This window comes from Candidatus Polarisedimenticolia bacterium (assembly GCA_036001465.1).
In the GTDB taxonomy this organism is placed as follows: domain Bacteria; phylum Acidobacteriota; class Polarisedimenticolia; order Gp22-AA2; family Gp22-AA2; genus Gp22-AA3.
The window spans coordinates 27,494-54,236 of record DASYUH010000004.1 but is presented as its reverse complement, the minus strand read 5'-3'; the positions used below and the strand labels follow the sequence as shown (position 1 = coordinate 54,236).

Sequence of the window (26,743 nt, the reverse complement as noted above, 5' to 3'; positions counted from 1 at the left end):
GCTTCGAGGAGCCGGTCCGAGGATGGGGCGGGCTCCTGATGTTATGGCTCGGATTTTTCCTGCCGTTTTCTGGCGATCCACGACCCGTTCGTCGGCTGTCCCCCCGACAGGATGTAGCTCTGCCAGCTGCCGCGGAGCGTGCGGCCATCGGGCGCCAGGGTCCCCTCGAGGTCGGAGGACCTTCCGAGCTTCGAATCGATACGGTGCAGGAGCACCTTGCCGTCCACGAACGTCCCCTGCAGGCTTCCCTTCCATCCCCCTTCCAGGGTGTACTCGCCGACCAGAAGCGTGCCGGACTGCCGGAGCATGAAGACCCCCTTGTCCCCGCTCGGGAGATAGCTCACGTCCCACGCCCCGGTCAGCGACTCGGTGTCGGACGGCAGCGTCTTTCTCAGACGGCCGATTCGTTCGCCCAAGAGCTCGATGCGCACGTGCGCGTCGCGGATGGTCTCGCGCACGCGGCGGGTCTCGTCGCTCAGGGCCGCGAGCTCCTGCTCGGTCCTCCGGATGTCGTCCTCACGGGCCTGGATCAGATCCGCGTCCCCCTCGGCCCGGCCCTCCACCATGGCGTCGAGCTCGCCGTAGAGGCGCTGCAGGCGGCTCCGGGCGTCCTCACGGGCCCGCGCCTGCTCCGTGTGGCGCTGCAACGCATCGTCCAGCCGCCGCTGCTCGATCTCCAGCTGCACTTTCAGGCTGTAGATCGCCGCCAGCTGCTCCTCCGGCCGCTTCATGTCCTGCGCTCCGGGGCCCGGAGACAGGCCCAGGAGCACGGTGACGAGGGCGGCCCGCCCCATCGGGCTCATGCCCGCCCCTTGCCGGCGTCCCGTCCGAGGAGCATCTCGGCAATGCGCACGGCATTGAGCGCGGTCCCTCCGGCCAGGTCGTCACACACGGCCCAGATCCAGAACGACGACTCGCGCGCTCCCGGCCGGATGCCCCCGACCAGGATCCCGCCCTCCCCCGCCCTCTCGACGGGCGTCACCTTCTCGCCGCGCCGCTCGAAGCGGAAGTCGTCGCCGCCGGCGAAGCACGCGGCCAGATCGTCGGTGCTCCTCCCGGGATCGAGCACCACGTGCGCCATGAGGGCATGGCCGTGGAACACCGGCGCCTGGATGACCTGGACGCCCAGCGCGAAGCCGCCCCCGGTGATCCGGCGGACCTCCTCCGCGAGGTCCGCGCGGCCCGCATCCCGTCCGTGCCGCTCTTCCCCCGCGAAGCCGGGGATGACGTTGAACGCCAGCTGGCGACCGAAGACCTCCCGGGGCATGTCCGAGAAGCTCAGGAGGCTGGCGGTCTGCTTGTAGAGCTCGTCGATTCCCGGCTCTCCGTGTTGCGATGCCGGCTGCAGAACCACCGCCACGACCTCCTGCAGCCCGCAGCGGCTCCGGACGGGCGCGAGCACAGTGGACAGGAGCTGGGCCACCGGGTGCGGCGTGGCGATCACGCCGGGGCCTTCGGAGATCGCCTCCGGGTTGACCGAGGCGTTCACGAGGGGCGCCGCACCGGAGGCGGCCGCGCCGGTCAGATCGACGGCCGTGAATCCGACCCGGCCCGCCCAGTCCAGGTAACGGGCCCCCTCCTCACGGCTGCCGCACAGGAAGGCGATGTCCAGGTTCGCGAGGGTGTCGATGTCCGGCTCGGTGACGAGCATCGGCTCCCCCTTGAACTCCGTCAGGTTGGAGTCGGCTTCCGCGGTCGACGAGTAAAGGCGGACCGAGGCCGCGGGGAACGCCCGGGAGGCGAGATGGTCCTTCACGCCCCTGGCCGCCAGCGTGGTGGCGTCGAACAGCGCGACGTGCGCCCGGCGGCGGAAGCGCGCCACCTCAACCACGGCCATCGCGACCTCCCGCCGCGGCCGGGCGCGGCTCCTTCTGCGCCGGCACGGCGCGGAGCCGCGGGACGAGCCCGGAGAGGAGGTACGCGAAGCTGAGGAACAGGCCGACCTCCTTGGGATACCCGGCCGCGATGAAGAACACCAGGGCCATCAGGATCACGACCACCCACGGCACGCGCCGACGCAGATCGATCTCCTTGAAGGATCGATACCGCACCTTGCTGATCATCAGGACCGAGAGGGTCACGACGAGGCACATCACCAGGATGCCGGTGATCCGGTCGGTCACCCGCTCCGGATCGTAGAACACGCACGCGGCCACGGCGCAGGCCGCGGCCGGCGTCGGCAGCCCCACGAAATAGCGCTTGTCCAGGGTCGGCGCCTGGATGTTGAAGCGGGCCAGGCGAGCCGCGCTCGTGGCCAGAAGAAGGAACGGCGCCAGGGACCAGGGCTTGGGGAGGGAGGAGAGGGCCCACACATAGACGAGGATCGACGGCGCGATGCCGAAGGAGATGACGTCGGCGAGCGAATCGAACTGCACGCCGAAGTCGCTCGTCGTCCCCGTGAGCCTGGCCACCCAGCCGTCCACCCGATCGAGGAGCGCCGCGATGAACAGGGCGATCGCCGCCCACTCGAACTCGCCCTGGATGCTGCGCACGACGGCGATGTAGCCGCAGAGCAGGTTCCCGGTCGTGAACAGGCTCGGAATCAGGTAGGCGCCGCGCCGGAACCGGGCCCGGTCCTTCAGCCGTGCAGGATCCCTCATGCCCGCGCCCCGGCGGCCGAGGCGCGCTGCGCGACCGGGACCTCCCGAGCCAGCACCGTCAGCCCTCCACGGACCCGGTCGCCGACCGTCACCAGCGGCTCGATGCCCGGAGGCAAGTGCAGGTCCGTGCGCGATCCGAAGCGGATGAGGCCGATCCGCTCGCCGCGCCTCACCTCGTCGCCGGGCCTCTTGGCGCAGACGATCCGCCGCGCCACGACGCCGGCGATCTGCGTGACGCCGTAGTCGCCCGCCTGCGACGCGATGACCAGGTGGTTGCGCTCGTTCTCGCGGCTCGCCCGCCCCTGCCAGGCCGGGTGGAAACGGCCGGAGGTGTAGGCCACGGTGCGGACCGTCCCCTCCACAGGCGATCGGTTGATGTGGCAGTCGAAGAGCGACAGGAACACCGAGATCCGCGCCCCCTCCGGTCCGCGCTCGATGTCCGAGACGCGGCCGTCGGCCGGCGACAGCACCAGGCCCTCTCCGGTCGGCGACGCCCGTGCGGGATCGCGGAAAAAGAACAGAACGAACAGGATGAGCACCAGGGCCGGGAGGACGCCCCAGGGGCCGAGGACCGCGCCGAGAAGGATGGCGGCCGCGAGCAGGCCCAGGAGGAAGGGGATCGCCTCTCTTGCCACCGGCACCTGTGCCTCCCGTCGAAAAAGGGGGCCTGCCGCAGCGCCCCCTCCACGCCGTGCGCGTCGGATTTCCGAGGTCCCCTTACCGGACCCCGGCGCCGCTGGTGCGCTCCATGTGGTGCCGGAGGATCGCTTCCATGCGGTCCTTGAGCTGCAGCTTCTGTTTCTTGATGTTGACGCTCTCGACCCGCTCGGTCTCGTCGAGGACGGCCTTTCCCTGAAGTTCCTGAAGACGGGACTCACAGCTGGCGTGCTCCGCCAGCAGCTTTCGATACTCCTCGTGGTTCTCCGAAAGGGTCCTCTTCAGGTCCTCCTGGATGTGCACCATCGTCCTAGACCTCCTGGTTTTAAAGGGCGTTCGAGCGAAGGCGGTTGAGTCGCACAGGCGTCCATGTTTACGGCCAAGTCTAGCATCCCGGATCGGTTGGTGCAAGGGTCGGGTCGGGTGTCATCCGGCCGTCCGGGGCTCGATCCGGCGCCACATGACGATCGCGTCCTCGTGCGTGTCGGTGTAGTACTGCTTCCGGCGACCGATCGGGAGGAAGCCGGCCGAGCGGTACAGGGCCAGGGCCGCCGCGTTGCTCGGTCGAACCTCCAGGGTGATCTCGCGGCATCCCTGGGACGCCGCGTGATCCAGCAGGAAGCGGAGAAACCGCGTTCCCACGCCCTGCGCCCGGACGCGAGGATGGACGGCGATGTTGTTGATCTTCATCTCCTGATCGACGAGCCAGACGCAGGCGAACGCGATCACGGGCGGCTCCGTGCGGACCCGGCCCACGAACAGGCTCGCGTACGGGTTCTCGAGCAGCTCGTAACGGAACGAGGATTCGCTCCAGGGAATCGGGAACGACTGGTTCTCGATCTCCATCACGCCGGGGATGTCCTCCAGCGACATCGGCACGAACGTGAGCGCCGAGGCCCTGTCCCGATGCCTCCGGGTCTTGACGATCATCGGCGCGCCACCTCGGCGTCGGATGGGCGCACGTAGTTGGGGCGCAGGGCGCCCGGATCGTAGGCGCCTCCGGGGTGGAGCGTCGCCCCGCCCCAGACGGCGAGCGCTCCGGCCAGGGCCGGCTGGGGCTCGATGCCCGTCACCTCCAGGCCGGCCTCGCGGGCCGCCTGCCGGAGGGTCGCGACCGCGTCCCCGACCAGGATCGCGCCGCCACGAGTCTCCTCCACGAGGTCCCGTGGCCGCCAGGACCGGTCGTCCGTCTCACGGCACAGCCCGCTCCCCTCGCGACGGAACAGCGCGGCATACACCTCGCCCCGCCCGGCCTCGAGGACGGCGCACAGCCGCGGGGCGCCACCCGCGAGAGGCAGGGCGGCTCGCGCCAGCGCCTCGAGAGTGGAGAGGCCGCCGAGGGGCACGTCGAGGGCGTAGGCCAGCCCCTTGGCCGTGGCCATCCCGATGCGCACGCCGGTGAAGGAGCCGGGGCCGATCGTGACGGCGATGGCCGCCAGATCGGAGGGCTTGAGTCCCGCCCCGGTCAGGAGCGCGTCGAGGCGCGTCAGGAGGTCGCCCGCGTGCCCATGGCGCCCGTCGAGGTGCGCCAGGGCCGCGACCTCCCCGCCGCGCGCCAGCGCCACGCTCGCGCGGCGGGTGGCGGTGTCGATGCCGAGGATGGTCATATCCGGACCGCCGTCAGCCGGCGGCCAGGCCGCCGCGCCGCAGGAATTCCGTGACCTGGGCCTCCTGATGGTCCCATTCGAGGAGGAAGACGGCCCCCACCTCGTAGCGCAGCGGCTGCCCTTCGATCTCTTCCATGCGCACCACGCGGGCTCGCAGGGTGACGCGCGCCTGATCCCGGCTGTCCTGACAGACGATCACCAGCTCGTCGCCGATGGAGAACGCGCGATCGCTCTCGAACAGCAGGCCGCTCCGGCTGATGTTGACCGGCGCCTCCGTCTCCTCCCGGAAGTCCGAGGCGTCCCGGCCGGCCGGCGTCACGCGGATCTGCACCTGCTGGCGCATCACGTCGAACCGGATGTAGCTGCGCCGCTCGCGGTAATAGACTCCGACCGTGTTTCCCCCGCGCGCCTTCGCCTGGTGCATCGCCTCCTCGGCCCGCCGGAGCAGCCGGTCCGGCATCGCCGCGTCCGCCGGGTACTTCGCCATGCCGATGGTGACGGTCATGGCGATCGGGCGGCCGTCGATGTCGCGTCGCATGAAGTGGCGTTCCACCTCCTTGCGGATGCGCTCGGCCACCAGGAAGGCCCCCATCCGCTCGGTCTCCGGCAGGATCAGGCCGAACTCCTCGCCGGACAGGCGGGCGGCCATGTCGATGTCGCGGATCCTGTTTTTCACGAGGATGGCCACCTCGCGCAGCAGGATGTCCCCGACCAGCTCGCCGTGCCTCTCGTTGATCTCCCGGAAGTCGTCGATGTCGAGGTAGAGCACCGTCAGCTCCAGCTTGTACCGCTTGGCCCGCCGGATCTCCTTCTGCAGGGCCGACAGGAACTGCCGCGCGTTCCACAACCCGGTGCGCGCATCGACCGGCGAGGAGGGGTCCTGACGGTCGTGCAGCGACAAATCGATGATGCGCGGGCTGACGAGCTGCCGGTTGACGTTGACGAAATAATCGAGCACCGCCACGCGCAGGCCGACGTTGCGCTGCAGCGCCTGGCCGAGCCGCTGCCGGTGCTTGAGCACCTCGTCCCAGTGGAGGCGGGCCTCCGACTCCTCGAAGCCCAGGCCCGTCAGGATGAGGAGAAGCGCCGCGTAGACCTGGAGGCCGCTCTGCGTCCGGATCTGATCCAGGCGCCGCAGGATTCTCTCTTCGTTGTGGGCGTCCTCCCGCAGGATTTCGGTCAGCTCCTCGCGGTGGCGCGACGCTTCCTCCAGGGTGATCACGGGACCCCCCGGGGGGCGCGCGGATCGATCTCGGCCAGGACAGCGGCGATCCCGAGCCGCGCCTCGGCGCCGAACGACACAGCCGCCTTCCAGGGCGCCCGCCCGGCCACCGGCCCATCCGCCACCCTGAGGACGCGCGACGGGATCGCCGTGGCCACAGGACGCACGACCCCCTGACGCAGCGCCAGGATCACCTCGGAGCCGGGATCGATTCGCTGGTGGACGGTGAACAGGGCCCCTCCCAGGGACAGGTCTTCCAGCACGATGGCCCAATCGACGCCGTCCCGGCGCAGCCGCGCCTCGACCGGGACGCTCACCACCGTGCGTGAGTGGGCCCGGCGCTCCTGTCGGTGCAGCGCCTGCCCCGACCCCTCCCGCCGGGCCGTCGCCAGGGCCTCCCTGGCCTTGCGGGTCAGATCGACGGCGTCCGCCGCAGGGCCGGAACCCGACGCCGCTCCGGCGCTCCAGGCCGCGCCGGTCGCGGCGAAGAGGGAGCGGCGGAATCGCCCCGCGGCCAGAAGACCCTGTCTCCCGCCGGTGCACGGAAGCAGGACGAGGAAGGCGTCGGGCGACAGGCTGCCGACGACGTCGATGTCGCGCGCGCCGTCGCACAACCCCCGTCGGGCCGCCTGCCGATCGCCGGCCGCCCCGGGGGCGTCTCCGTCCGGCGCCAGGACGACCACGGCGACGGGGCGGCCGGACCGCTGAGCGCGCCGAGACTCCTGTCGCAAGGACTCCTCGAGCGGCGCCGCGAACTCGTCCGGGGAGGTCCGGACGGCGGGGGCGCCTGAGCGGTAGACGGGTTCCCGCATGGTCCGGTCCACGTCGTGGAGGAGATCGCAGGCGGCGACGCTGAAGCCAGGGTCCCGGCCCATCAGCTCCTCGAGACCGGATCGATGCCTGTCGATGGCGAGGACCAGGGGACCCGCCTCGTCCTCGGAGCATTCCAGGGTCGCGACGCACGCCAGGACGGCGCGAAACGGCTCGATCGGATGCCGCGTGGCGAGGCCGGCGAGCGCCTCGACCAGGCGGTCGCCCCGGGCGGCGGGGTCTTCGAGGACCTTCCGGATGTCGTCCTGGACGGTGCGTCTCAGGTCCCGCGGGTCCACAGTTACCTCAGGATGACGGGCTCCTTGCCTGCCCCGCGATGTTAACGGCTCCCCCGGAGGCTGTCAACAAACGGCGGCCGGGAAAAGTTTTTGACAATTCCTTGACTGCGCCTTATATTACGTTCAGGTGATTTGAAATAGAGGAACACATGGTCTACCAAAGAGATACATCACATTCTCCCACCCGAGACACGACCAGCGAGCGTGAGGTGAGACCGGTGCCCACAGGCTCAGAGATCGTGAACATGATCGGGAGGCTCCAGGACTTGCGGGGCTTCAAGGACCAGCACTGGGAGGGCAGCTTCGAGGATTACCTCCAGATCGTCCGTCACAACACGAAGGTCACCCGCACGGCGTTCCAGCGCATGTACGACATGATTTTGGCCAAGGGGACGCGGGAATATTACGAGTACAAGAAAAAAATCCTCCACTACAACTTCTTCGACGACAAGGACCACGGCGGCGTCGACGCGATCTTCGGGCTCGACATCCCGCTGATGAAGCTGGTGAACGTCTTCAAGTCCGCGGCGCAGCGCTACGGCACCGAGAAGCGCGTGCTGCTCCTCCACGGACCGGTCGGGTCGTCCAAATCGACCATCGTGAGGCTCCTGAAGAAGGGGCTGGAGGACTACTCGCGCACGCCGGAGGGCGCCCTCTACACCTTCACCTGGGTGCTGCCGGCCGAGATCGGCCGCAAGCGATCGGACCAGAGCGAGATCCTCTCCTGTCCGATGCACGAGGAGCCGTTGCATCTGGCGCCGGAGGGGCTGCGCCCCGAGGTCCTGCGGATGCTGAACGAGGGCCGCCCCGAGGGGGAGCGGGTCCTGATCGAGGGGGATCTCTGCCCCGCCTGCCGCCAGAACTACAAGGAGCTCAACCTGCGCTACGGGGGCGACTGGACCAAGATCGTCTCGCACGTGCGGGTGCGCCGCCTGATCCTCTCCGAGAAGGACCGGGTCGGGATCGGCACGTTCCAGCCGAAGGACGAGAAGAACCAGGATTCGACGGAGCTGACCGGAGACATCAACTATCGCAAGATCGCCGAGTTCGGCTCCGACTCCGACCCCCGGGCCTTCAACTTCGACGGCGAGTTCAACGTCGCCAACCGCGGCCTGATCGAGTTCATCGAGGTCCTCAAGCTCGAGGTCGCGTTCCTCTACGACCTCCTGGGCGCTTCCCAGGAGCACAAGATCAAGCCGAAGAAGTTCGCCCAGACCGACATCGACGAGGTGATCATCGGGCACACGAACGAGCCGGAGTACCGCAAGCTCCAGCACAACGAGTTCATGGAGGCCCTGCGCGACCGGACCGTGAAGATCGACATTCCGTACATCACCAAGCTCTCGGAGGAGATCAAGATCTACGAGAAGGACTACAACCCGGCGCGCATCAAGGGGAAGCACATCGCGCCGCACACCCTCGAGATGGCGGCCATGTGGGCGGTCCTGACGCGCCTCGAGGAGCCCAAGAAGGCCGACCTGACGCTCATGCAGAAGCTGCGCCTGTACAACGGCAAGACGCTTCCCGGGTTCACCGAGGACAATATCAAGGAGCTGCGCAAGGAGGCGTCGCGCGAAGGCATGGACGGCATCTCGCCGCGTTACATCCAGGACAAGATCAGCAACGCCCTGGTGTCCGACAAGGGCGAGGGATGCATCAATCCCTTCATGGTCCTGAACGAGCTCGAGTCGGGGCTGAGGCACCACTCGCTCATCACCTCCGAGGAGCTGCGCAAGCGCTACCGCGACCTGCTGGGAAACGTCAAGCAGGAATACGAGGACATCGCCAAGAACGAGGTGCAGCGCGCGATCTCGGCCGATGAGGAGGCGATCGCCCGCCTCTGCAGCAATTACATCGACAACGTCAAGGCGTACACGCAGCGCGAGCGGGTTCGCAACAAGTACACCGGACAGGACGAGGAGCCGGACGAGCGTCTGATGCGGTCGATCGAGGAGAAGATCGACATCCCGGACAACCGCAAGGACGACTTCCGGCGCGAAATCATGAACTACATCGGCGCCCTGGCGGTGGAAGGCAAGTCGTTCAACTACAAGACCAACGAGAGGCTGCACAAGGCCCTCGAGCTCAAGCTCTTCGAGGACCAGAAGGACTCCATCAAGCTGACCTCGCTGGTCTCCTCGGTCGTGGACAAGGACACCCAGGAGAAGATCGACGTCGTGAAGAGCCGGCTGAAGAAGGACTACGGCTATTGCGACATCTGCGCCACGGATGTGCTGCATTACGTGGCCAGCATCTTCGCCCGGGGCGACGCCCGCGACTGACGGGCTCCCAGCCGTGTTTCTGATGCCCCTGCCGGGCCGCGGGCGGACGGTCGCCGGGAGCCCTGCAGGGGCGTTTCTGTCGGAGGGGGGATCGGCGTGATCCTCAGGATCGAGCAGGACCACAACCGCTTCAAGCAGATCATCCGCGGGCGGATCAAGAAGGAGCTCAAGAAGTACATCTCGAGCGGCGAGCTCATCGGCCGCCGCGGCAAGGACTACATCTCGATTCCCCTCCCCCAGATCCGCATTCCGCAGTTCGTCTACGGACCCAAGCAGACCGGCGGGGTCGGCCAGGGCGAGGGGGCGATCGGCACCGTCCTGGGAGCCGGAGAGGTCGAGGGCGGCAAGCGCGAGGCGGGGAACCAGCCGGGCGAGCACCTGCTCGAGGTGGACCTCTCGCTGGACGAGCTGGCCGAGATGCTCGGGGAGGAGCTGGAGCTCCCGGAAATCAGGCCCAAGGGCCGCAAGAACATCATGTCCTCGAAGGACCGCTACACGGGGATCTCGCGCTACGGCCCCGAGACGCTCCGGCACTTCAAGCGGACCTACAAGGAGACGCTGAAGCGCAGCATCTCCACCGGCACCTACCGCCCGGACAACCCGATCCTCATCCCGATCCGCGCCGACAAGCGCTACCGATCGTGGAAGAGCGCCGTCATGCCGCAGGCCAACGCCGTGATCATCTACATGATGGACGTCTCGGGATCGATGGGCGAGGAGCAGAAGGAGATCGTGCGCATCGAGTCGTTCTGGATCGACACCTGGCTCCGGCACCACTACAAGGGCGTGGAGATCCGCTACATCATCCACGACGCCGAGGCGCGCGAGGTCGATCGCGACACGTTCTACCATACGCGCGAGTCGGGCGGGACCGTGATCTCGGCGGCCTACAGGCTGTGCGCCCGCATCATGGAGATGGACTATCCCGCGGAGGAATGGAACATCTACTGCCTGCACTTCTCGGACGGCGACAACTGGTCGCAGGGGGACACCGAGGAGTGCATCACCCTCCTCAAGTCCCAGGTCCTGCCGCGCGTCAACCTGTTCTGCTACGGCCAGGTCGAGAGCCCGTACGGCACCGGCCAGTTCCTCGTGGACCTCAAGGAGGGTTGCGCGGACGACGAGCGGATCGCCCTGTCGAAGATCGAGAACAAGGACGGGATCTATCAGTCGATCAAGGATTTTCTTGGACGGGGGCGCTGACGGTGGCCAACCTGCCGAAGGACCTGCAGGAGCTGCAGGAGGAGATCGAGGGGCACGCGCGCGCCTTCGGCCTGGACTTCTTCCCCGTCATCTTCGAGCTCCTCGACTACCGGGGACTCAACCAGGTCGCCGCCTTCGGAGGGTTTCCGACGCGCTATCCGCACTGGCGCTTCGGCATGGAGTACGAGCACCTTCAGAAGTCCTACTCCTATGGCCTGTCGAAGATCTACGAGATGGTCATCAACAACGACCCCTGCTACGCCTACCTTCTCGAGTGCAACCAGATCGTCGACCAGAAGCTGGTCATGGCGCACGTCTACGCCCACTGCGACTTCTTCAAGAACAATCTGGCGTTCTCCAAGACCAACCGCAAGATGATGGACGTGATGGCCAACCACGCGACCCGCATCCGCCGCTACATGGACGCGCACGGGGTCGAGGCGGTCGAGAACTACGTCGACAGCTGCCTGTCGCTCGAGAACCTGATCGACCCTCACTCCCCCTTCATCGTGCGGGAGCGCGTCCGGGAGCGGGACGGGGCCGAGGAGCCGAAGCCTCAGATCCGGCGGATGAAGAGCAAGTCCTACATGAACGACTTCATCAACCCTCCGGAGTTCATCGAGGCGCACAAGAAGAAGCTGGAGGAGGAGGCCAAGCGCAAGAAGCGTTTCCCCGAGACCCCCCAGCGGGACGTGCTCAAGTTCCTCATCGAGAACTCCCCCCTGGAGAACTGGCAGCGGGACGTCCTGGCGATCGTCCGCGAGGAGGCCTACTACTACGCGCCGCAGGCGCAGACCAAGATCATGAACGAAGGCTGGGCGACCTACTGGCACTCCAAGCTGATGACCGAGAAGGTGCTGACCGACGCCGAGCTCATCGATTACGCCGACCACCACTCGGGCACCCTGGGCGGGCGGAGCGGCCGTCTGAACCCTTACAAGCTGGGCGTGGAGCTGTACCGCAACATCGAGGAGCGCTGGAACAAGGGGCGCTTCGGCAAGGAGTTCGATGACTGCGAGGATCTGGTCGAGCGCGCCCGCTGGGACCGCAAGGCGGGGCTCGGGAGGGAGAAGATTTTCGAAGTCCGCCGGCACTGCACCGACGTCACGTTCATCGACAACTACCTGACCGAGGACTTCTGCCGCGAGCACAAGCTGTTCCTCTACGACTTCAATCCCAAGACCGGCATGTACCAGATCAGCGACCGCGACTTCAAGAAGGTCAAACAGCGCCTTCTCTTCCAGCTCACGAACTTCGGCCAGCCGTTCATCTTCGTGGTGGACGGCAATTTCCGGAACAAGGGGGAGCTCCTGCTGCAGCACAAGTTCGAGGGGGCCGAGCTGAAGCACGACTATGCCCGGGACACCCTGAGGAACATCCAGAGAGTCTGGGGTCGCCCGGTCAATCTGGACACCCTGGTGGACGAAAAGGCCCGCCGGATCAGTTTCGACGGCGAGGAGTTCGAAGAGAAGGACATCACGGACAAGGTGGCATGATGAACAGCTCGACGGGCACGGCGGGCGTCACGACGAACCCTTCGACTTCGGCGAAGCCGGCCGGCGCGCACGAGGCGCGCCAGTCCATCTGGGCCTTCGCGGGCGGCAAGGGAGGCGTGGGCCGATCCCTGCTGGCGGCGAACCTCGGGATCCAGCTGGCCCGCGCCGGGCGGCGGGTGGTCCTGGTCGATCTCGACCTGCAGGGCTGCAACCTGCCGACCTTTCTCGGCTACCAGCGCCTGCCGCGGACGCTGTCCGACCTGGCCTCGGGAAAGGCGGCGCTCCTTTCGGAGCTGGCCTGCGAGACCCCGACCGCTCAGCTGAGGATCATCGGCGGTCTCCAGCGCGGCGAGCTGCGCGACGACCCGGTGGCGTTCGTGCGGCAGGTGGCGGGTCAGTTCAGCACGCTGGCGGCCGATCACATCCTGATCGACTGCGGCTCGGGTCGATGGCCGGCGTCCGTCGCCGCGTTTGCGGAGGCGACGATCGGCATCCTCGTCACGACGCCGGAGCCGGCCGCGCTCGAATCGGCCTACCTGTTCACGGAGGCGTACCTGCGCTGGTGCGTGGTCCGCGCCGTCACGGGAGAGAAGATGTCCGCCATCGAGGCGCGACTCAGGGAGTCCGGGGCCGATCCTGCCGGCCTCAGCTTCCGCAGCTTCATGACGCGCCTGGAGGGGATCGACGCGGCGGCCAGGGACGCGATCGCCGCGGTCATCAGGAGGACGCGCCTCGAGCTCCTCCTGAACCAGGTGCGGACCGAGGCGGACGAGGAGGCGTCCGCCTGCCTCGCCAGCGGCTTCAGAAAGTGCTTCGGGGTCAACCTGGCGACCGCCGGCATCATCGAGCACGACCTGTCCGTCCTCCAGGCCGTGCAGAAGCGCCGGCCGCTCTCGCAGCAGTATCCGAACGCCGCGTCCACCAAGGAGATCTCCCGTGCCGCCGCCCGGCTGCTGTCCGTGGGCGTCGGCCCCCTGCGGGACCCGGACGAAGAATGGGAGGACCTCGACGGGCTCGATCACTACCGCGTCCTGGAGGTCGTTCCCAAGGCCTCGCCCAAGGAGGTCCAGTCGGCGTACCAGCTGCTGAAGAAGACCTACGACCCGGACACCACGTGCCTCTCGCCCCTCATGGACGCGCCGGGCCTGCGCGATCTGCAGGGGCGCATCGAGGCCGCCTACCGGACGCTCATCTTCCTGGAAAGCCGCTCCGACTACGATCGGCGCCTCCTCGGTTCAGGCGCGCTCCGGGAGGACCAGGTCCGCGGCCTGCATGCCGCCCCGGGCGCGCCCGGCCTGGCCCCAGCGGCGCTCGAGCTGGCGGGCGGCCAGTCGGTCGCACCCCCGGCCGAAGACGCGAGCCCGACGGCCCCCGTCGCGACCCCGGGCTCTCCGGCAACGGGTGGCGGGGCCGAGCCTGCCCCCGAGTCCGACGTGCCCGGCGTGCCGGCGTCCGTCGCCCCCTCGCCGGTCCCGACCGCGCCGGAGGGTCCCGGTCTCCCCGGCCATCAGGAGGGGGAGGCCCAGCCCACGCCCGGGAGCGGCGCCGAGCTCCGCGAGGCGAGGCAGCGCCTGAACCTCGCGGTCGAGACCATCGCCGAGAAGACCAAGATCCGGCGCGCCTACCTGCAGGCGATCGAGGAGGAGCGTTTCGGAGATCTGCCCGCCGCCGTGTTCGTGCGCGGTTTCCTGCGCGAATACGCCCGCTGCCTCGGCCTGCCGGGAGACGAGGTCACCGGCCTTTACATGAAGCGCCACCGGGACTGGCAGGAATCCCGCGGCCAGTCCTCCGAGCCCGCCCCACCCTGGTCCCACAACTAGGAGCCTGTCCGAGCCGTGGGCCGGCCCGCGGGACCGCCCCGGGCGGCGCCGACCGGGCCGTCGTACCTGGTGATAGAATTCCTCTTTTTTGCCGGGAGGCCCATGGACCCGATCATCACGCGGGAAGAGGATCTGCACGGGTATTTCGACGGCGGATCCAAGCCTCGCGATCGGTGGGGAATCGGCCTGGAGTACGAGAGGGCCGGCGTGTTCCGCGACAACGGGCGCGCCGTGCCGTTCGAGGGGCCGGCCTCCGTCGAGACCCTGCTCACGACGCTGTCCCGTCATCGCGGCTGGGAGCCGATCTTCGAGGGCGGCCGCATCCTCGCCCTGAAAAAAGGAGGCACGCGCATCACCCTCGAGCCGGGAGCGCAGCTCGAGCTCTCGGGGGCGGTCCATCGCGACCTGGCCTCGCTCAGGGACGAGCTCATGGCCTTCGTGTCCGAGGTCGAGGAGACCTCGCGCCCGCACGGCATCACCTGGCTCGGCATCGGCGTGCAGCCGTTCACCCCCCTCGATGAGATCGGCTTCATCCCCAAGAAGCGCTACGCCCTCATGCGCGAGTACCTGCCGCGCCGCGGCAGTCGCGCCCTGGTCATGATGAAGCAGACCTGCGGCATCCAGATCAACCTGGACTATGCCAGTGAAATCGACGCCGCCGACAAGCTGCGCACGGCGATGGGGATCTCGCCGCTCCTTACGGCGCTGTACGCCAACTCCCCCATCAGCGACGGCCGGCTCAACGGCTTCATGTCCTACCGCGCCTGGGCCTGGCGCGACACCGACCCGGACCGCTGCGGGCTCCTGCCGTTCGTGTTCAAGGATCGCGCCGGGTTCTCCGACTACCTGGACTACGCCCTCGACGTGCCGATGTTCTTCGTCGTGCGCGGCGAGGAGTATCTTCCCGCGGGAGGGATGACGTTCCGGAAGTTCATCAAGAAGGGGTTGAACGGGACGCGGCCGACCCTGGCCGACTGGGACGTGCATCTCTCGACGCTGTTCCCCGAGGTGCGGCTCAAGAAGTACATCGAGGTGCGCGGCATGGATTCGGGCGAGCCCGCCTCCTGCCTGGCCCTGGCGGCGCTCCTGAAAGGAATCCTCTACGACGGCGCCTCGCGGCGCCACGCCTGGGAGATGGTCCGCGATCTCGCCTTCAAGGACCGCGAGCGGCTGCTCGACGACGCCTGTCGCGTGGGGCCCGCCGCCCGCCTCGCCGCTTCGGGATCCGGACGAGGCGACGCGCCCGCTCGCGGCACGGTGGTGGCGCGGGACCTGCTCATCGAGATCGTCCGCCTGGCCCGGCAGGGCCTGAACAACCAGGGCTGTCCGGAGGAATCCGAATACCTCGGCCTGCTCGATCGGCGGCTCGGGGGCGAGGGCGGGTGTCCGGCGGCCCGGCTGGCGGCCGACTGGGAAGGCCCCCTCGGGCGGAACCCGGTGAAGCTGGTGGAGGCCCTGGGTCAGCCCGCTCCCGAGGCGGTCTGAATGGCGCCTCAGGGCCGCCCCGGAAGCGCGGTGGCCCCGGCCTCCCTCCTCGTCGAGAGCGTCCCCAATTTCAGCGAAGGGCGGCGACGCGAGGTGATCGAGGCCATCGTGGACGCGGCCGTTGGCGGCGGACCCGTCGCCTGTCTCGATGTCTCGTCCGATCCGGACCACAATCGCTCGGTCCTGACCCTCGCCGGCCACCCCGAAGCGGTGCGCTCCGCCCTCGAGGCGATGGTGGCGGCCTGCGTCGGGCGCATCGACCTGCGCGCCCACCAGGGGGGGCACCCGCGCATGGGGGCGGTGGACGTCATTCCCCTGATCCCGATCCGCGGCGTGACCATGGACGAGTGCGTGCGCCTGGCGCGCGATCTGGGCGCGTCCCTCGCCGCCCGCCATGGGCTTCCGGTGTACCTGTACGAGAAGGCCGCGAGCTCCCCGAACCGCCGCAACCTGGCGGAGATCCGCAAGGGGGAGTTCGAGGGGTTCCAGGAGAAGATCAAGGATCCGCTCTGGAAGCCCGACTTCGGCCCGGACCGTGTCCATCCGACGGCCGGATGCGTCGCGGTGGGGGCCCGTGAATTCCTGGTCGCCTACAACATCAACCTGGCGTCTCACGACCTCGAGCTGGCCAGGACCATCGCCCGCGCCATCCGGGAGAGCAGCGGCGGCCTCCCGTGCGTCAAGGCGATGGGCGTCCTGCTCGACGACCGGCAGACCGCGCAGGTGTCGATGAACATGACCGACTTCAGGACCACGTCCCTGCACACCGTGTTCGAGCGGGTGCGTGAGCTCGCCGCGGGCCGGGGGGTCGCCATCGCCTCGAGCGAGATCGTCGGCCTGGTGCCGGCCGACGCCCTTCCGGAAGACCCCCGCCGCACCCTGAAGCTCGAAGACTTCAGCACCTCGAAGGTGTTCGAGCGGCGGCTCGAGGAGGCCCTGGCGGAGGGCCCGGGCGGCCGTCGATGAGCCGGGCGCGCCCCCCCCGGATCGCCATCCAGGGCGAGCGGGGCGCCTTCTCGGAGCTCGCGGCGCGATCCCTGTTCGGGCCGCGGGTCGACATCCTCCCCTGCCGGGATTTCGATGCGCTGTTCCAGGCGGCCGAGAGGGGGCGCTGCCGCTACGCGCTGGCGCCCGTCGAGAACACCATCGCGGGCTCCGTGAACCGCGTCTACGACCTCCTCCTCGATTCCCCGCTGCAGGTCGTCGGGGAGGCGATCATCCGCGTGTCGCACAGCCTGATCGCCCTGCCGGGGGTGCCGTTGCGGGCGGTCCGGCGCGTGTATTCCCATCCGGTGGCCCTGGCGCAGTGCGAGGCGTTCTTCCGGCGGCATCCCCGGCTGACGCGCACCGCCACCTACGACACCGCGGGGAGCGTGCGCCTGCTGCGGGAGCAGGGAGCGCGCGACGCAGCCGCCATCGCCTCGGAGCTCGCCGCGCGCCTGTACGGCGCGCGGATCTTGAAGAGGGGGCTGGAGGATCACCGGGCCAATTTCACGCGCTTCTACCTGTTGTCGCGCGACGGGCGGCCGATCCGAAGGCCCGACAAGACCTCCCTGCTGTTCGCGGCCCCTCACGTTCCGGGTGCCCTGTTCCGGTGCATGGGGGTGTTCGCCCTGCGCGACATCAATCTGCTGAAGATCGAGTCCCGCCCGATGGCCGGCCGCCCGTGGGAATACGTGTTTCACGTCGACTTCGAGGGATCGCCCCGCGAGGCGCGCTGCCGGAACGCCCTGAGGCATCTGGAGGAGGTCTGCGACTTCGTGCGCGTCCTGGGCTCGTATCCGCGCGCGCGCACCCCGCGTTCCCGCTAGGAGCCCGGCCGAGCACGGGGCCGGGCCGGCGCGCCGCGGCGCCCCTACAGCCGCTGGCCCATCCTGTGCAGCTTCATGATGTTGGTGGCGCCCGCCCTGGGCGAGGTGCCCGAGACCACCACGACCCGCTGTCCTCGCGTGAGCAGGCCTGCCGCGAGAAGGGCGCGCTCACCCTGCCGCAGCATCAGGTCGGTGTTCCTGGAGAAGGCCAGGTGGATCGGCAGGACCCCCCAGTAGAGCGCCATGCGCCGGCGCACACCCTCCGAGGGGGCGAAGGCGAGAATCGGACAGGGCGGCTTGAGCTTCGAGAGGATCCGGGCGGTCGAGCCGGTCTGGGTGTACACCACGATCGCCCGCGCCTGCCACTGCCGGGCGGCGTCGCTGGCGGCATGGGCGACGGCCTGGACTTCCCGGTTGGCGCCGGGCGACGCCTCCATGCGGGTCTCGGGGCGCAGCTCCGCCTTCTCGGCCTCCCGGATGATCCGGTCCATGACCGCGACGGCTCGGGCCGGGAACCGGCCGCTCGCGGTCTCGGCCGAGAGCATCACGGCGTCGGTGCCGTCGAAGATGGCATTGGCCACGTCGGAGGCCTCGGCGCGAGTCGGGCGCGGCTGTGCGACCATCGACTCGAGCATCTGCGTGGCGGTGATGGCAATCACGCCCGCGCGGTTCGCTTCCCTGAGGATGGTCTTCTGCAGGATCGGGACGCGCTCCAGCGGCACCTCGACGCCGAGATCGCCGCGCGCCACCATGACCCCGTCCGCCGCCTCCAGGATCTCACCGAGGCGATCCACGGCCTGGCGCACCTCGAGCTTGGCGATCAGGGCCACGTCCCGGCCCTGCCGCGCCACGAGGCGGCGCACGCGCCGCACGTCCTCCGCCGAGCGCACGAACGACAGCGCCACGTAATCCACGCCCTGGCGCAGGGCGAACGCCAGGTCGGCCCGGTCCTTGGCGGTCAGCGAGGCGTCGCTCAGGGACGTCCGCGGCAGGTTCATCCCCTTGTGCTCGAGGAGGAGCCCGCCGGTGACCACCCGACACACCACGTCGTCGCCGCGGATGCGCAGGACCGACAGCTCGAGGCGTCCGTCGTCCAGGAGGATCGGGTCGCCGCGTCGCACGTCCTGCGCCAGACGGCGATAGGAGGTCGGAATCAGGCCGGGGCGCCCGGCCAGGCCGCGGGGCGTGAGCGTGATGCGGTCCCCGCGCTGCAGGCGCACGGGCCCCCCGCCGGCCAAGAGCCCGATGCGCGCCTTCGGTCCCTGCAAGTCGGCCAGGAGGGCCACGGGCCGTCCGGCCGCCGCGGCGGCCCGCCGCACCCGGGCCATCGCTCGCCGGTGGTCGGCGTTCGACCCGTGCGAAAGGTTCAGGCGCGCCACATCGAGGCCCGCCCGCAGAAGCGACGCGAGTGCCTCCGGCCCCTCGACGGCCGGGCCCAGCGTGGCGATGATCTTGGTCCGCCTCAAGTGGACCGCGCGATCAGTGGCAGCCGCACCCCGTGCCGCAGCCGGCCGCCTCGCCCGAGGCCGCGTGGAGGACCGCCGGAGCGGGACCGACGGACACGGGGGCGCTCCGTCCCGGGGCCTGGATCTCCGACACCACCGGGATCGCCGCTTCGGTCTCCGGGCCCGGTCCGAGCGGGACGTGCTTGCCGGCCGCGAAGATCGGGTGGCGCCCCTTCTCCTTGAACCACTGGGCGGTGCTGTGACTGGAGAACATCTTTTCGACGATCTGCCTCCAGCCCACGCCGGTGTTGTAGGCGCAGAAGGAGACTTCCCCCACCTGCGTGGCGTACGGAATGATGCACATCTCCGTGCGCCGGAAATCGTAATTGAACAGATCCTGGAACCACATCCCGGCGACCATCATGATGCGCCAGTTGTAGCGTGACCGCTCGGCCAGGCCGAGCCGTCCGCCGTTGTGGCCGTCGATGATCTTCATCATCTCCCAGAGGTTCATGCCCTCGGGCATCTCGGAGAACCGCGCGTTCCGCAGGACCGACAGGACGAACTGGAAGACGATGAGCGGCTTCGGGCGGCTCGTGTCGTTGATGACCTTGAGGTCCTGGAGAATCCGATCGGTGTCGAGGATCTGGGGGAACGGCACCGCGGTGCGGGTGGTCTGATTGACCAGGAGCATCGTGCCGACGCCGCAGTTCGGATGGCAGCCGCACTTCAGGGAGCCCCACTCCGACTCCATGCCTTCGAGCTGGTCGCGCAGGTCGGAGAACGGGCCCGAAGCCGACAGCGGGTACCAGTCGCGCATCGGCTCCGTGTAGCCCAGCTGCTTCTTGACGTCGTGCGCCAGGTGGGACAGCGTGTAGCGCTGCCGCTTGCGCGTCTCGTCGTCGATGTCCTCGTCCCGGCCGGTGAACGACACGGGCTGGAACGACACGGCGTTGATCTTGTCGATGTTGTCGATGGCGAACTGGATGATCGGCCCCACCTGCTGGTCGTTGATCGTGTTGACGATGGTGGTGACCAGGGTGACGTCGATCCCGGCCGTCTTCAGGTTTTCGATGGCCCGCTTCTTGACGTCGAACAGGTTGCCGACCCCGCGGTGATTGTTGGCTTCGTTGGTGACGCCGTCGAACTGAAGGTAACACAGCCGCAATCCCGCCGCCTTGGCGCGCCGCGCGAAATCGATGTCCTGCGCGAAGCGGATGCCGTTCGTGGCCGCCTGGACACTGTTGTAGCCGATCTTGCGGGAGTACGCCACGGCGTCCAGGAAGTACGGCGACAGCGTCGGCTCCCCCCCGGAAAACTGGACGGACATCTGGCGCCGCGGCTTCACGTTGATGGAGTTGTCCAGGATCTGCTTGACGTCCTCCCAGGTCAGCTCGTGCACGTATCCCACCTGGTTGGCGTCCATGAAGCACGGATTGCACATCATGTTGCAGCGGTTCGTCAGGTCGACGGTGAGCACGGCCCCCCGGCCGTACTTGATGGTGGACGACCCGTGATTGTGGAACGGGTCCGGTGCCATGCGGAAGTCCCGCCCCGGGTAGAGCCGCTCCATGCGGCGCAGGAAGTCCGCGTCCATCGCCATCAGGTCCTCGCAGCGGCCGTGCCGCGGGCACTCCTTCTCCATCCAGATCTGTCCGTCCCGCTCGACGATGCGCGCCTTGATCTCGCCCGGCTTCCCGTCGAGGAGGACGCGCCAGTCCGTCTCTCCCTTGAGGATGGTCTCGCGGACGTCCTTGACGCACTGCGGGCAGAGCGAGTCGGTGGTGCGAGGGAACCCCAGCTGCGGGAAGGTCCGGTCCTTGCTCTTCATGAGCGGTGCCGGGGCCCACTTCGGCTGCTTGACGCCGTAGGGCAGCCGGCGATTGAGCGGCTGAAAGACGTGCCAGGCGACGTGAGCCGCCCCCTTGAGGGCCATGCCGGCCAGGACGCCGGGACGGAGGTACCGGCCGAAGCCCTTGGGTCTGCCGGGGCGTGGCGCCTGAGGCGCCCGGGACGGCCCGGGAGCGGGAGTTGTCACGGTCGGGGACGGGCGGACGCCCGCCCCGGATTCGGTCCTCTCATCGATCCGGGCCACAGCCTGGCTCATATGCGCTCCTCTTTGCTCACTGCGTTCGTTTTGAATCCAGCCGCGCGCTGCATGGCGATGCGTCCTGCCCCTGCCGGAATTCAGCGCGCTTCGTCCGTCCGCGGGGTCCCCCCGCGTCTCGACGGTTCGTACGACCTGGCCTTTTCCTGAAACTTCTGCACGTCGACCTTGTCCAGCCGCCGGCGGGTGCGCCGGGCGCTCGCCGTTCTCCGGGCGCGCCTCAGACAGTGGTCCAGTAGCGGCGCGGCCGCCCGGTGGAGCGGGACGCTCTTCACGACCTCGGAGAGGGCGCCCCACACGCGCCCGTGGTCTCCCGTGACCCATGTCTGGTTTCTCCGCAGGGCGCCGAGGAACTCCTCCCGGCCCCGGCAGCGCGCCAGGGTGGCCGTCCGGCCCGCCCGCGCCGCGATATGGGCGTTGCTCCCCGCCGTGACCCCGAAGCTCCTCCCCGCCGCCACCTCCTGCACCAGGCGCGTCATCAGGTCGTTGCAGGCGCGCCCTTCGGCGCCATTGCGGATCTCATGTCGATCGAACAGCAGGATGATGTCCCGCAGCAGCTGGTCCCGGCCCCCTGCCTCGAGCACGCCGAGGAGCGACCCGAGCGAAGCCAGGATGCCCTCCGAGCGCACGTACGCGGCGACGTCGTGAAGGTCACCCTTCAGGCGCCGCACCTCCCGGTGTTGCGCCTCGTCGATGTCGAAGAGCAGGATGCCGACCGCGGCCCCCGTGACCGGCTCGACGGCGAACGCTTCCTCCGAAACGAAGAAGTCGGTGGCGCCGGGATGCGAGTCCAGGAACCGCAGGCAGCCGTCCAGGGTATCGACGTCGGTCAGCGTGACGAGATCCATGCCGCGGGCGCGCGCCGCTCGATAGAGGACCGCGGGCTCCGCCAGCTCACCGCGAAGACGACGGGCGCGCAGATGGCCCGCGCCGGAGTAGCGGGAATGCAGATGGAGATCGACCCGGCAGATCGGGCCGGAGGACCCCGGAGGATTGTGCCGGCCGGACGAATCAGACCCGATTGGTCTGGAAGACGCCAAAGAAAAGCCCTCCGCGACGGGGTCTATGAGGTCGCCTGCAGGATGTCCTCCAATGTGGTCTGCTCAAGAATGGAGGCGACCTTCCTCTGGACCTTTCTGAACACGCGCCGCACGTGGCAGCGATGGCGCCTGCCGCGCGCTCTCAAGTGATCGAGACAGCGATGGAACTCGATCGGGCCCTGGACCGCCTCGACGATCTCGCGGAGCGAGATCCGCCCCGCCGGACGGGCCAGCCGGAAGCCCCCGCGGAAGCCGCGGCGGGACCGGATGATGCCGTGCATCGCTAGCCTCTGGAAAATCTTCGAGAGAAACGTCTCGGGAATCGCCGTGGCGCGCGAGATTTCACGGATCAGCGCCGGCTCATCGTCGCAACGGCGCGCCAGGTACAGGATCCCCTCGATGCCGTACTCGACGCCCTTGGTCAGCTGCATGCGCACCCCGTGTTCTGCACCCGTCGCGTATGTATGTAGCAGACGGGCAAGGAGTTGTCAAGAGTTCAGATCGCCGCCGCGGATGCCCAGGGCGCGCATTTTTCGGTACAGATTGCTACGCTCGAGGCCGAGCAGCTCGGCGGCGCGCACGACGTTCCCGCCCGCCTCCTGGAGCCGGCTCAGGATGAACTGACGCTCGAAGTTCTCCCGCCCCTCCCGCAGGGACGGAGCGCCGCGAAACGCGTCGGGCACGGGGGCCGAGTCCGGCCCCATCATCCGGCGGACGTCCGCGAGGCCGATGCTGTCCTCCGGGGCCAGGATCACCAGCCGCTCGATGACGTTTTTCAGCTCGCGCACGTTTCCGGGCCAGCGATACTCCTGCAGCGCGGCGACGGCGTCGGGTGCGAGCCTCTTGACGCGCCCGTAGGCGCGCGAGAACTGCTCCACGAAGTGCCGCGCCAAAGGCGGGACGTCCTCCGCGCGCTCCCGGAGCGGCGGCACGCGCAGCGGCACGACGTTGAGGCGGAAGTACAGATCCTCACGGAAACGGCCGGCGGCGATCTCCGCCTTGAGATCCTTGTTGGTGGCCGCGATCACCCGGACGTCCACGCGCAGCGTCGTTCCGCCCACCGGCTCGAATGCCTGCTCCTGCAGCACCCTCAGCACCTTGGCCTGCGTGCGCAGCGACATGTCGCCGATCTCGTCCAGAAACAGCGTGCCGCCGTCCGCCAGGACGAACCGCCCCGGCTTGCCTTCGGTCGCCCCGGTGAAGGCGCCCCTGACGTGGCCGAAGAGCTCGCTCTCGATCAGCTCCTCCGGGATGGCGGCGCAGTTCATCTCGACGAACGGCTCGCCGCGGCGCTCCGACAGGGCGTGGACCGCGCGCGCCACCAGCTCCTTGCCGGTGCCGTTCTCGCCGAAGATCAGCACGCGCCCGTTGGTGGGGGCGGTGACTTCAATCTGCTGTCTGAGATCCGAAATCGGGCGGCTGTCGCCGATGAGCGTCACGCTCTCCTGCAGCTGCTCGCGCAGTTGCTGGATGCGCTCGTCCTTCTTCTTGTCGGCCACGGCGTTCCGGAGCGTCAGGGCCACCTTCTCGAGCGACAGGGGCTTCTCGATGAAGTCGAACGCCCCCAGGCGCCCGGCCCGGTGGGCCAGGGGGACGTCGGCGTGGCCGGAGATCATGATGACCCGCGGCGGGTAGGGCTGCGCCAGGACGTCTTCCAGGATCGAGAGGCCGTCGCGTCCCGGAAGCCACACGTCGAGCAGCACGGCATGGTACGGCACCGAGCGCACCATCTGCAGACAGCGCTCCCCGGACTCCGCCACGTCGACCGTGTAGCTCTCGTCCTTCAGGATGTTGCGCAGGGAGTTGCGCACTCCCTCCTCGTCATCGACGACGAGGACCCGCTCCTTGGCCATGTCGCCTCCGGGGCCTGCCTCCCCATTCTAGCAGCCGTCGGCGCCGTCGCCCGGGCCCTCGGCCGCGCCGGCCCCGTCACGCCGCGGCGGCCGGCAGCTCGATGACGAAGCGGGCGCCGCGCGGCGCATTGTCCTCGACCCGGATGCGCCCGTGGTGATCGGAGACGATGCGGTGGACGATGGCCAGGCCGAGGCCGGTCCCTTTCTTCTTCGTCGAGAAGTACGGCAGGAACAGGCGATCGCGGTCCTCCTTGCGGATTCCGGGGCCGTCGTCCGCCACCTCCAGACGGACGGCGCCCGACGGATCGCGCCGGGCCTCGACCGTGACCGTCCCCTGCCCACCCATCGCCTCGACGGCGTTGTCGAGAAGGTTCACCAGGACACGCTTGATCTGGTCGGGGTCCAGGAGCACCGGCGGGAGGCCGGGGTCGCACACCGGCCGGATGGTCACCTTCGAATGCACCCCGTTGTAGAGGGAGAGCGACGCCGCGATGACCTCCTCGATGCGGGTGGCGACGGGGTGCGGCGCCGGCAGGCGCGCGAACCGGGTGAACTCGTCCACCAGGTTCTTGAGCGTGGCGACCTCCCGCACGATGGCCGCGGTCCCCTCCTCCACGATCTCATCCAGTCCGCCGCCGCGCTCCGCATACTTCTTCCGGATCCGCTCCGCCGAGAGCTGGATCGGAGTCAGCGGGTTCTTGATCTCGTGCGCCAGGCGGCGGGCCACCTCGCGCCAGGCGGCGATCTTCTGCGCCCGCGTCAGGTCGGTCAGGTCCTCGAGAACGAGCAGGACGCCGATGGGATTGCCCGCCTCGTCGCGCATGGACGTGGCGCTGATGGCGAGGGAGCAGGTCTTGCCGGCGATGGACAGCTCGAGTCCGCGCGCGGCCGATTGCCCGCCGCCGGAGAGCGCCTCCGCGACCAGATCCTCGATCGCCCGGCTCCCCTCCGGGGGCAGGAGGTCCTTCAAAGGCCGGCCGACGAGGCCCGCCGCGGGGTCGAGCGACAGAAGGCGCAGCGTCGCGCGGTTGACCGTGGTGACCCGACCTTCGCGATCGCTCGACACGACGCCGACCGTGACGCTGTCCAGAAGCGTCTCGATGTACCGCCGGCGCTCCATCAGCTCGCGGTTGCTCGCCGAGAGCTCGAGGTTGCGCCGCTCGATGGTCTCCTTCCCCGCCTTCAGCTCCGCGGTCATGCGGTTGAACGAGTCGACCAGGATCCCCAGCTCGTCTCCCGCGTCGACCTCGACCCGGTGCTCGAGGTTGCCCGAGGAGATCTCGCGCGTCCCGTGCAGGAGCGACTGGATCGGATCGGTGATGCGGCGGGCCAGGTAGAGACCGATCCACGTGACCGAGAACAGGACCACCAGGGTGATGAGGGCGAACACCAGGATGTAGATCCGTTTGATCAACCCCTTCTGGGCGCGGATCTGGCGGTAGTCCTCGTTGCTGCGCGACACGTACGCCGCCAGCCGCGCGAGGTCGCGCGGCACGAAGATGCCGACGATCGCCACGGCCTGGGGCGCCCCCTCCCCTCCGGCGCGCACCGGGTGGCCGCAGCGAATGAGCATCCCGCCGCGGTACTCCGACATCCACGTGAACGGCTCGCCGCGGAACGCCTGCAGCCGGAGGTTGGCCGGGATCTCCCGCAGATCCCCCGTGGCGGGCACGTGCGGGTCGACCACGAGAAACGGGGGATCGCGCCCCGCGTCGAGGGCCACGAGATCGAGGTGGTACTCGCGCAGGAGGACTCCCAGGGCCTCATGAATGCCCGCGCGCGCCTGCGGGACCGCCTGTCCTCCTTCCTCCAGCCGACGGGCCACTTCGGCCGCGAACGCCGCACCGCGCTTCCGGGCGTCGCCGTAATAGGTCTCGACAATCTGCTGCGAGGCGTCGGTCAGCCGGTCCATCGGATCATTGAACCAGCGGTCGACGCTCCTCTGGATCAGGTGCAGCGCGGCCCAGAAGATGATCATCGAGGGGAGCAGCCACAGCATCAGAAGGGAGAAGACCAGCTTGGTCCTGAACCGCGATCCGAGGATGCCGCGCCGGCGCTCCACCAGCGCCTTGATGAGGTTGCGCATCAGGAGCGTCACGAGGGTGAGGATCAGGATGGCGTTGATCAGGAACAGCGACGACAGGAGGACCGAATTGGTGATGTAGATCCACGAGAAATGGGTGGCCTTGCGCAGCAGGACGGACCCGACAAGGAACACCAGCAGCAGAACCAGAATGCTCGACCGGACCAGGCGATCGACCCTGATGCGGGAGACCGGCGCGCGGTTCGGAGGATCAGGGCTTCGGGCCAACGCTCTTCCCCCCCTGCGGACCCAGCGGGACCCGCTCCCAGCCCGTGTCGTTCGGCCATGGGATCAGGTAAAAACGGAAGACGAGGCCACCCAGGCCCGCCTTGGCCTTCAGGTAGTACTCCGATTCCGGATCCAGGCCGTCGGCGCGGACGAGCGGCACGCCGTCGAGGGCCGTCATGAAGGCGCGCATCACCGGGGGCGCGTCGGTGACCTGCGACTCCTGGAGCTCGCCATCCACGCGGCGCGTCAGCGTGTACTGCTGCGTCAGGGTGTCACGGAGGACGGTGCACTCGATCCTGCGCTTCAGGATGAGCTGGTCCAGAAACGCGGTGCGCCGCCGGTAGACCTGCAGGCGGAACTCGATGGTCTTCGGGAGACCGGCTTCGATCTCTTCCTCGACGTCCGGAGTGAGCCCCCCCTCGAGCCGGCAGGAGGCCACGTAGCTGTCACCCTGGCGCTGCGCGGTCAGGTGCGCCAGCGCGGGGCCGGCCAGCACCGGCGCCGCGCACAGACCGGAGATCAGGCAGACCGTCGGCAGACCGATGCTCGCCTTCATGCCTCGCTTGGGGTGAAGGAGCGCGGCCCTCGGCGGGACGCGCCGCTTCCGGAACCGGCAGTCTATCGGAGAGCCCCGGGGGTGGCAAGGGCCGGGCCCCTTCAGTCACGGGTGGCGGGCCGCGGCGGGTTGCGGCTCA

Annotated in this window: 23 protein-coding genes; 7 read left to right on the top strand and 16 right to left on the bottom strand. The window is 68.8% G+C overall.

Going from position 1 to position 26,743, the window contains the following annotated elements:
- Positions 1 to 41: 41 nt before the first annotated feature.
- From VGV60_00560 to VGV60_00520, 9 genes are all read right to left on the bottom strand, one after another.
- Complete coding sequence (locus VGV60_00560; GenBank protein HEV8699748.1) at positions 42 to 803, bottom strand: hypothetical protein; 762 nt, start codon at positions 801 to 803, stop codon at positions 42 to 44.
- On the bottom strand, positions 800 to 1,837 hold the full coding sequence (locus VGV60_00555) for an Asd/ArgC dimerization domain-containing protein (GenBank protein ID HEV8699747.1): 1,038 nt from the start codon (positions 1,835 to 1,837) through the stop codon (positions 800 to 802). The genes VGV60_00560 and VGV60_00555 overlap by 4 nt, the downstream gene beginning before the upstream one ends.
- Positions 1,824 to 2,600 carry a CDP-diacylglycerol--serine O-phosphatidyltransferase gene (pssA, locus tag VGV60_00550; GenBank protein ID HEV8699746.1) on the bottom strand — a complete coding sequence of 259 codons (777 nt, stop codon included), beginning with the start codon at positions 2,598 to 2,600 and terminating at the stop codon, positions 1,824 to 1,826. The genes VGV60_00555 and pssA overlap by 14 nt, the downstream gene beginning before the upstream one ends.
- The gene (locus VGV60_00545) at positions 2,597 to 3,241 is read right to left on the bottom strand and encodes a phosphatidylserine decarboxylase (protein ID HEV8699745.1); all 645 of its coding nucleotides are present in this window, start codon (positions 3,239 to 3,241) and stop codon (positions 2,597 to 2,599) included. Before VGV60_00545 ends, pssA begins: the two co-directional genes overlap by 4 nt.
- Before the next feature lie 76 nt (positions 3,242 to 3,317).
- Positions 3,318 to 3,563 (bottom strand): hypothetical protein, encoded by a 246-nt coding sequence (locus tag VGV60_00540; GenBank protein HEV8699744.1) that lies wholly within the window; start codon positions 3,561 to 3,563, stop codon positions 3,318 to 3,320.
- Positions 3,564 to 3,683: 120 nt separating this feature from the next.
- On the bottom strand, positions 3,684 to 4,187 hold the full coding sequence (rimI, locus tag VGV60_00535; protein HEV8699743.1) for a ribosomal protein S18-alanine N-acetyltransferase: 504 nt from the start codon (positions 4,185 to 4,187) through the stop codon (positions 3,684 to 3,686).
- The gene (gene tsaB / locus VGV60_00530) at positions 4,184 to 4,864 is read right to left on the bottom strand and encodes a tRNA (adenosine(37)-N6)-threonylcarbamoyltransferase complex dimerization subunit type 1 TsaB (protein ID HEV8699742.1); all 681 of its coding nucleotides are present in this window, start codon (positions 4,862 to 4,864) and stop codon (positions 4,184 to 4,186) included. Before tsaB ends, rimI begins: the two co-directional genes overlap by 4 nt.
- Before the next feature lie 13 nt (positions 4,865 to 4,877).
- On the bottom strand, positions 4,878 to 6,086 hold the full coding sequence (locus VGV60_00525) for a diguanylate cyclase (GenBank protein HEV8699741.1): 1,209 nt from the start codon (positions 6,084 to 6,086) through the stop codon (positions 4,878 to 4,880).
- Positions 6,083 to 7,195 (bottom strand): PilZ domain-containing protein, encoded by a 1,113-nt coding sequence (locus VGV60_00520; GenBank protein ID HEV8699740.1) that lies wholly within the window; start codon positions 7,193 to 7,195, stop codon positions 6,083 to 6,085. Before VGV60_00520 ends, VGV60_00525 begins: the two co-directional genes overlap by 4 nt.
- Positions 7,196 to 7,440: 245 nt before the next feature.
- Between VGV60_00520 and VGV60_00515 the strand changes: the two genes are divergently transcribed.
- The 7 genes from VGV60_00515 (at position 7,441) to pheA (ending at position 17,292) form a co-directional block, all read left to right on the top strand.
- On the top strand, positions 7,441 to 9,477 hold the full coding sequence (locus VGV60_00515; GenBank protein HEV8699739.1) for a serine protein kinase: 2,037 nt from the start codon (positions 7,441 to 7,443) through the stop codon (positions 9,475 to 9,477).
- Between the two features lie 96 nt (positions 9,478 to 9,573).
- Positions 9,574 to 10,680 carry a DUF444 family protein gene (locus VGV60_00510; GenBank protein HEV8699738.1) on the top strand — a complete coding sequence of 369 codons (1,107 nt, stop codon included), beginning with the start codon at positions 9,574 to 9,576 and terminating at the stop codon, positions 10,678 to 10,680.
- Between the two features lie 2 nt (positions 10,681 to 10,682).
- Positions 10,683 to 12,176, top strand: coding sequence for a SpoVR family protein (locus tag VGV60_00505; GenBank protein HEV8699737.1), 1,494 nt, complete (start codon positions 10,683 to 10,685; stop codon positions 12,174 to 12,176).
- The gene (locus VGV60_00500) at positions 12,173 to 13,996 is read left to right on the top strand and encodes a helix-turn-helix domain-containing protein (GenBank protein HEV8699736.1); all 1,824 of its coding nucleotides are present in this window, start codon (positions 12,173 to 12,175) and stop codon (positions 13,994 to 13,996) included. The genes VGV60_00505 and VGV60_00500 overlap by 4 nt, the downstream gene beginning before the upstream one ends.
- A gap of 102 nt (positions 13,997 to 14,098) precedes the next feature.
- Complete coding sequence (locus VGV60_00495) at positions 14,099 to 15,481, top strand: glutamate-cysteine ligase family protein (protein ID HEV8699735.1); 1,383 nt, start codon at positions 14,099 to 14,101, stop codon at positions 15,479 to 15,481.
- Positions 15,482 to 16,447, top strand: a complete 966-nt coding sequence (ftcD, locus tag VGV60_00490) for a glutamate formimidoyltransferase (GenBank protein HEV8699734.1) — start codon at positions 15,482 to 15,484, stop codon at positions 16,445 to 16,447.
- The gene (gene pheA / locus VGV60_00485; GenBank protein HEV8699733.1) at positions 16,444 to 17,292 is read left to right on the top strand and encodes a prephenate dehydratase; all 849 of its coding nucleotides are present in this window, start codon (positions 16,444 to 16,446) and stop codon (positions 17,290 to 17,292) included. The genes ftcD and pheA overlap by 4 nt, the downstream gene beginning before the upstream one ends.
- Positions 17,293 to 17,336: 44 nt before the next feature.
- On the opposite strand, the gene pyk is transcribed toward pheA, so the two are convergent.
- The 7 genes from pyk to VGV60_00450 form a co-directional block, all read right to left on the bottom strand.
- Positions 17,337 to 18,758: a pyruvate kinase gene (gene pyk, locus VGV60_00480; GenBank protein ID HEV8699732.1), complete on the bottom strand. Its 1,422-nt coding sequence runs from the start codon at positions 18,756 to 18,758 to the stop codon at positions 17,337 to 17,339.
- Between the two features lie 13 nt (positions 18,759 to 18,771).
- Positions 18,772 to 20,844 carry a radical SAM protein gene (locus tag VGV60_00475; GenBank protein ID HEV8699731.1) on the bottom strand — a complete coding sequence of 691 codons (2,073 nt, stop codon included), beginning with the start codon at positions 20,842 to 20,844 and terminating at the stop codon, positions 18,772 to 18,774.
- An 80-nt stretch (positions 20,845 to 20,924) separates the two neighbouring features.
- Positions 20,925 to 21,692 (bottom strand): PHP-associated domain-containing protein, encoded by a 768-nt coding sequence (locus tag VGV60_00470; protein HEV8699730.1) that lies wholly within the window; start codon positions 21,690 to 21,692, stop codon positions 20,925 to 20,927.
- A 215-nt stretch (positions 21,693 to 21,907) separates the two neighbouring features.
- Positions 21,908 to 22,315 (bottom strand): Rrf2 family transcriptional regulator, encoded by a 408-nt coding sequence (locus VGV60_00465; protein HEV8699729.1) that lies wholly within the window; start codon positions 22,313 to 22,315, stop codon positions 21,908 to 21,910.
- Positions 22,316 to 22,372: 57 nt separating this feature from the next.
- Positions 22,373 to 23,737 carry a sigma-54 dependent transcriptional regulator gene (locus tag VGV60_00460; protein ID HEV8699728.1) on the bottom strand — a complete coding sequence of 455 codons (1,365 nt, stop codon included), beginning with the start codon at positions 23,735 to 23,737 and terminating at the stop codon, positions 22,373 to 22,375.
- 76 nt (positions 23,738 to 23,813) lie between these two features.
- Positions 23,814 to 26,048 (bottom strand): ATP-binding protein, encoded by a 2,235-nt coding sequence (locus tag VGV60_00455; GenBank protein ID HEV8699727.1) that lies wholly within the window; start codon positions 26,046 to 26,048, stop codon positions 23,814 to 23,816.
- The gene (locus tag VGV60_00450; protein ID HEV8699726.1) at positions 26,032 to 26,604 is read right to left on the bottom strand and encodes a DUF4390 domain-containing protein; all 573 of its coding nucleotides are present in this window, start codon (positions 26,602 to 26,604) and stop codon (positions 26,032 to 26,034) included. Before VGV60_00450 ends, VGV60_00455 begins: the two co-directional genes overlap by 17 nt.
- Positions 26,605 to 26,743 lie beyond the last annotated feature (139 nt).

What these genes read in the sequence shown, in the direction of transcription:
- VGV60_00560 (HEV8699748.1), bottom strand. Translation starts at nt 803, where the DNA reads ATGAGCCCGATGGGGCGGGCCGCCCTCGTCACCGTGCTCCTGGGCCTG.
- VGV60_00495 (HEV8699735.1), top strand. Translation starts at nt 14,099, where the DNA reads ATGGACCCGATCATCACGCGGGAAGAGGATCTGCACGGGTATTTCGAC.
- VGV60_00555 (HEV8699747.1), bottom strand. Translation starts at nt 1,837, where the DNA reads ATGGCCGTGGTTGAGGTGGCGCGCTTCCGCCGCCGGGCGCACGTCGCG.
- pheA (HEV8699733.1), top strand. Translation starts at nt 16,444, where the DNA reads ATGAGCCGGGCGCGCCCCCCCCGGATCGCCATCCAGGGCGAGCGGGGC.
- tsaB (HEV8699742.1), bottom strand. Translation starts at nt 4,864, where the DNA reads ATGACCATCCTCGGCATCGACACCGCCACCCGCCGCGCGAGCGTGGCG.
- ftcD (HEV8699734.1), top strand. Translation starts at nt 15,482, where the DNA reads ATGGCGCCTCAGGGCCGCCCCGGAAGCGCGGTGGCCCCGGCCTCCCTC.
- VGV60_00475 (HEV8699731.1), bottom strand. Translation starts at nt 20,844, where the DNA reads ATGAGCCAGGCTGTGGCCCGGATCGATGAGAGGACCGAATCCGGGGCG.
- pssA (HEV8699746.1), bottom strand. Translation starts at nt 2,600, where the DNA reads ATGAGGGATCCTGCACGGCTGAAGGACCGGGCCCGGTTCCGGCGCGGC.
- VGV60_00515 (HEV8699739.1), top strand. Translation starts at nt 7,441, where the DNA reads ATGATCGGGAGGCTCCAGGACTTGCGGGGCTTCAAGGACCAGCACTGG.
- VGV60_00450 (HEV8699726.1), bottom strand. Translation starts at nt 26,604, where the DNA reads ATGAAGGCGAGCATCGGTCTGCCGACGGTCTGCCTGATCTCCGGTCTG.
- VGV60_00460 (HEV8699728.1), bottom strand. Translation starts at nt 23,737, where the DNA reads ATGGCCAAGGAGCGGGTCCTCGTCGTCGATGACGAGGAGGGAGTGCGC.
- VGV60_00470 (HEV8699730.1), bottom strand. Translation starts at nt 21,692, where the DNA reads ATGGATCTCGTCACGCTGACCGACGTCGATACCCTGGACGGCTGCCTG.
- rimI (HEV8699743.1), bottom strand. Translation starts at nt 4,187, where the DNA reads ATGATCGTCAAGACCCGGAGGCATCGGGACAGGGCCTCGGCGCTCACG.
- VGV60_00500 (HEV8699736.1), top strand. Translation starts at nt 12,173, where the DNA reads ATGATGAACAGCTCGACGGGCACGGCGGGCGTCACGACGAACCCTTCG.
- VGV60_00465 (HEV8699729.1), bottom strand. Translation starts at nt 22,315, where the DNA reads ATGCAGCTGACCAAGGGCGTCGAGTACGGCATCGAGGGGATCCTGTAC.
- VGV60_00540 (HEV8699744.1), bottom strand. Translation starts at nt 3,563, where the DNA reads ATGGTGCACATCCAGGAGGACCTGAAGAGGACCCTTTCGGAGAACCAC.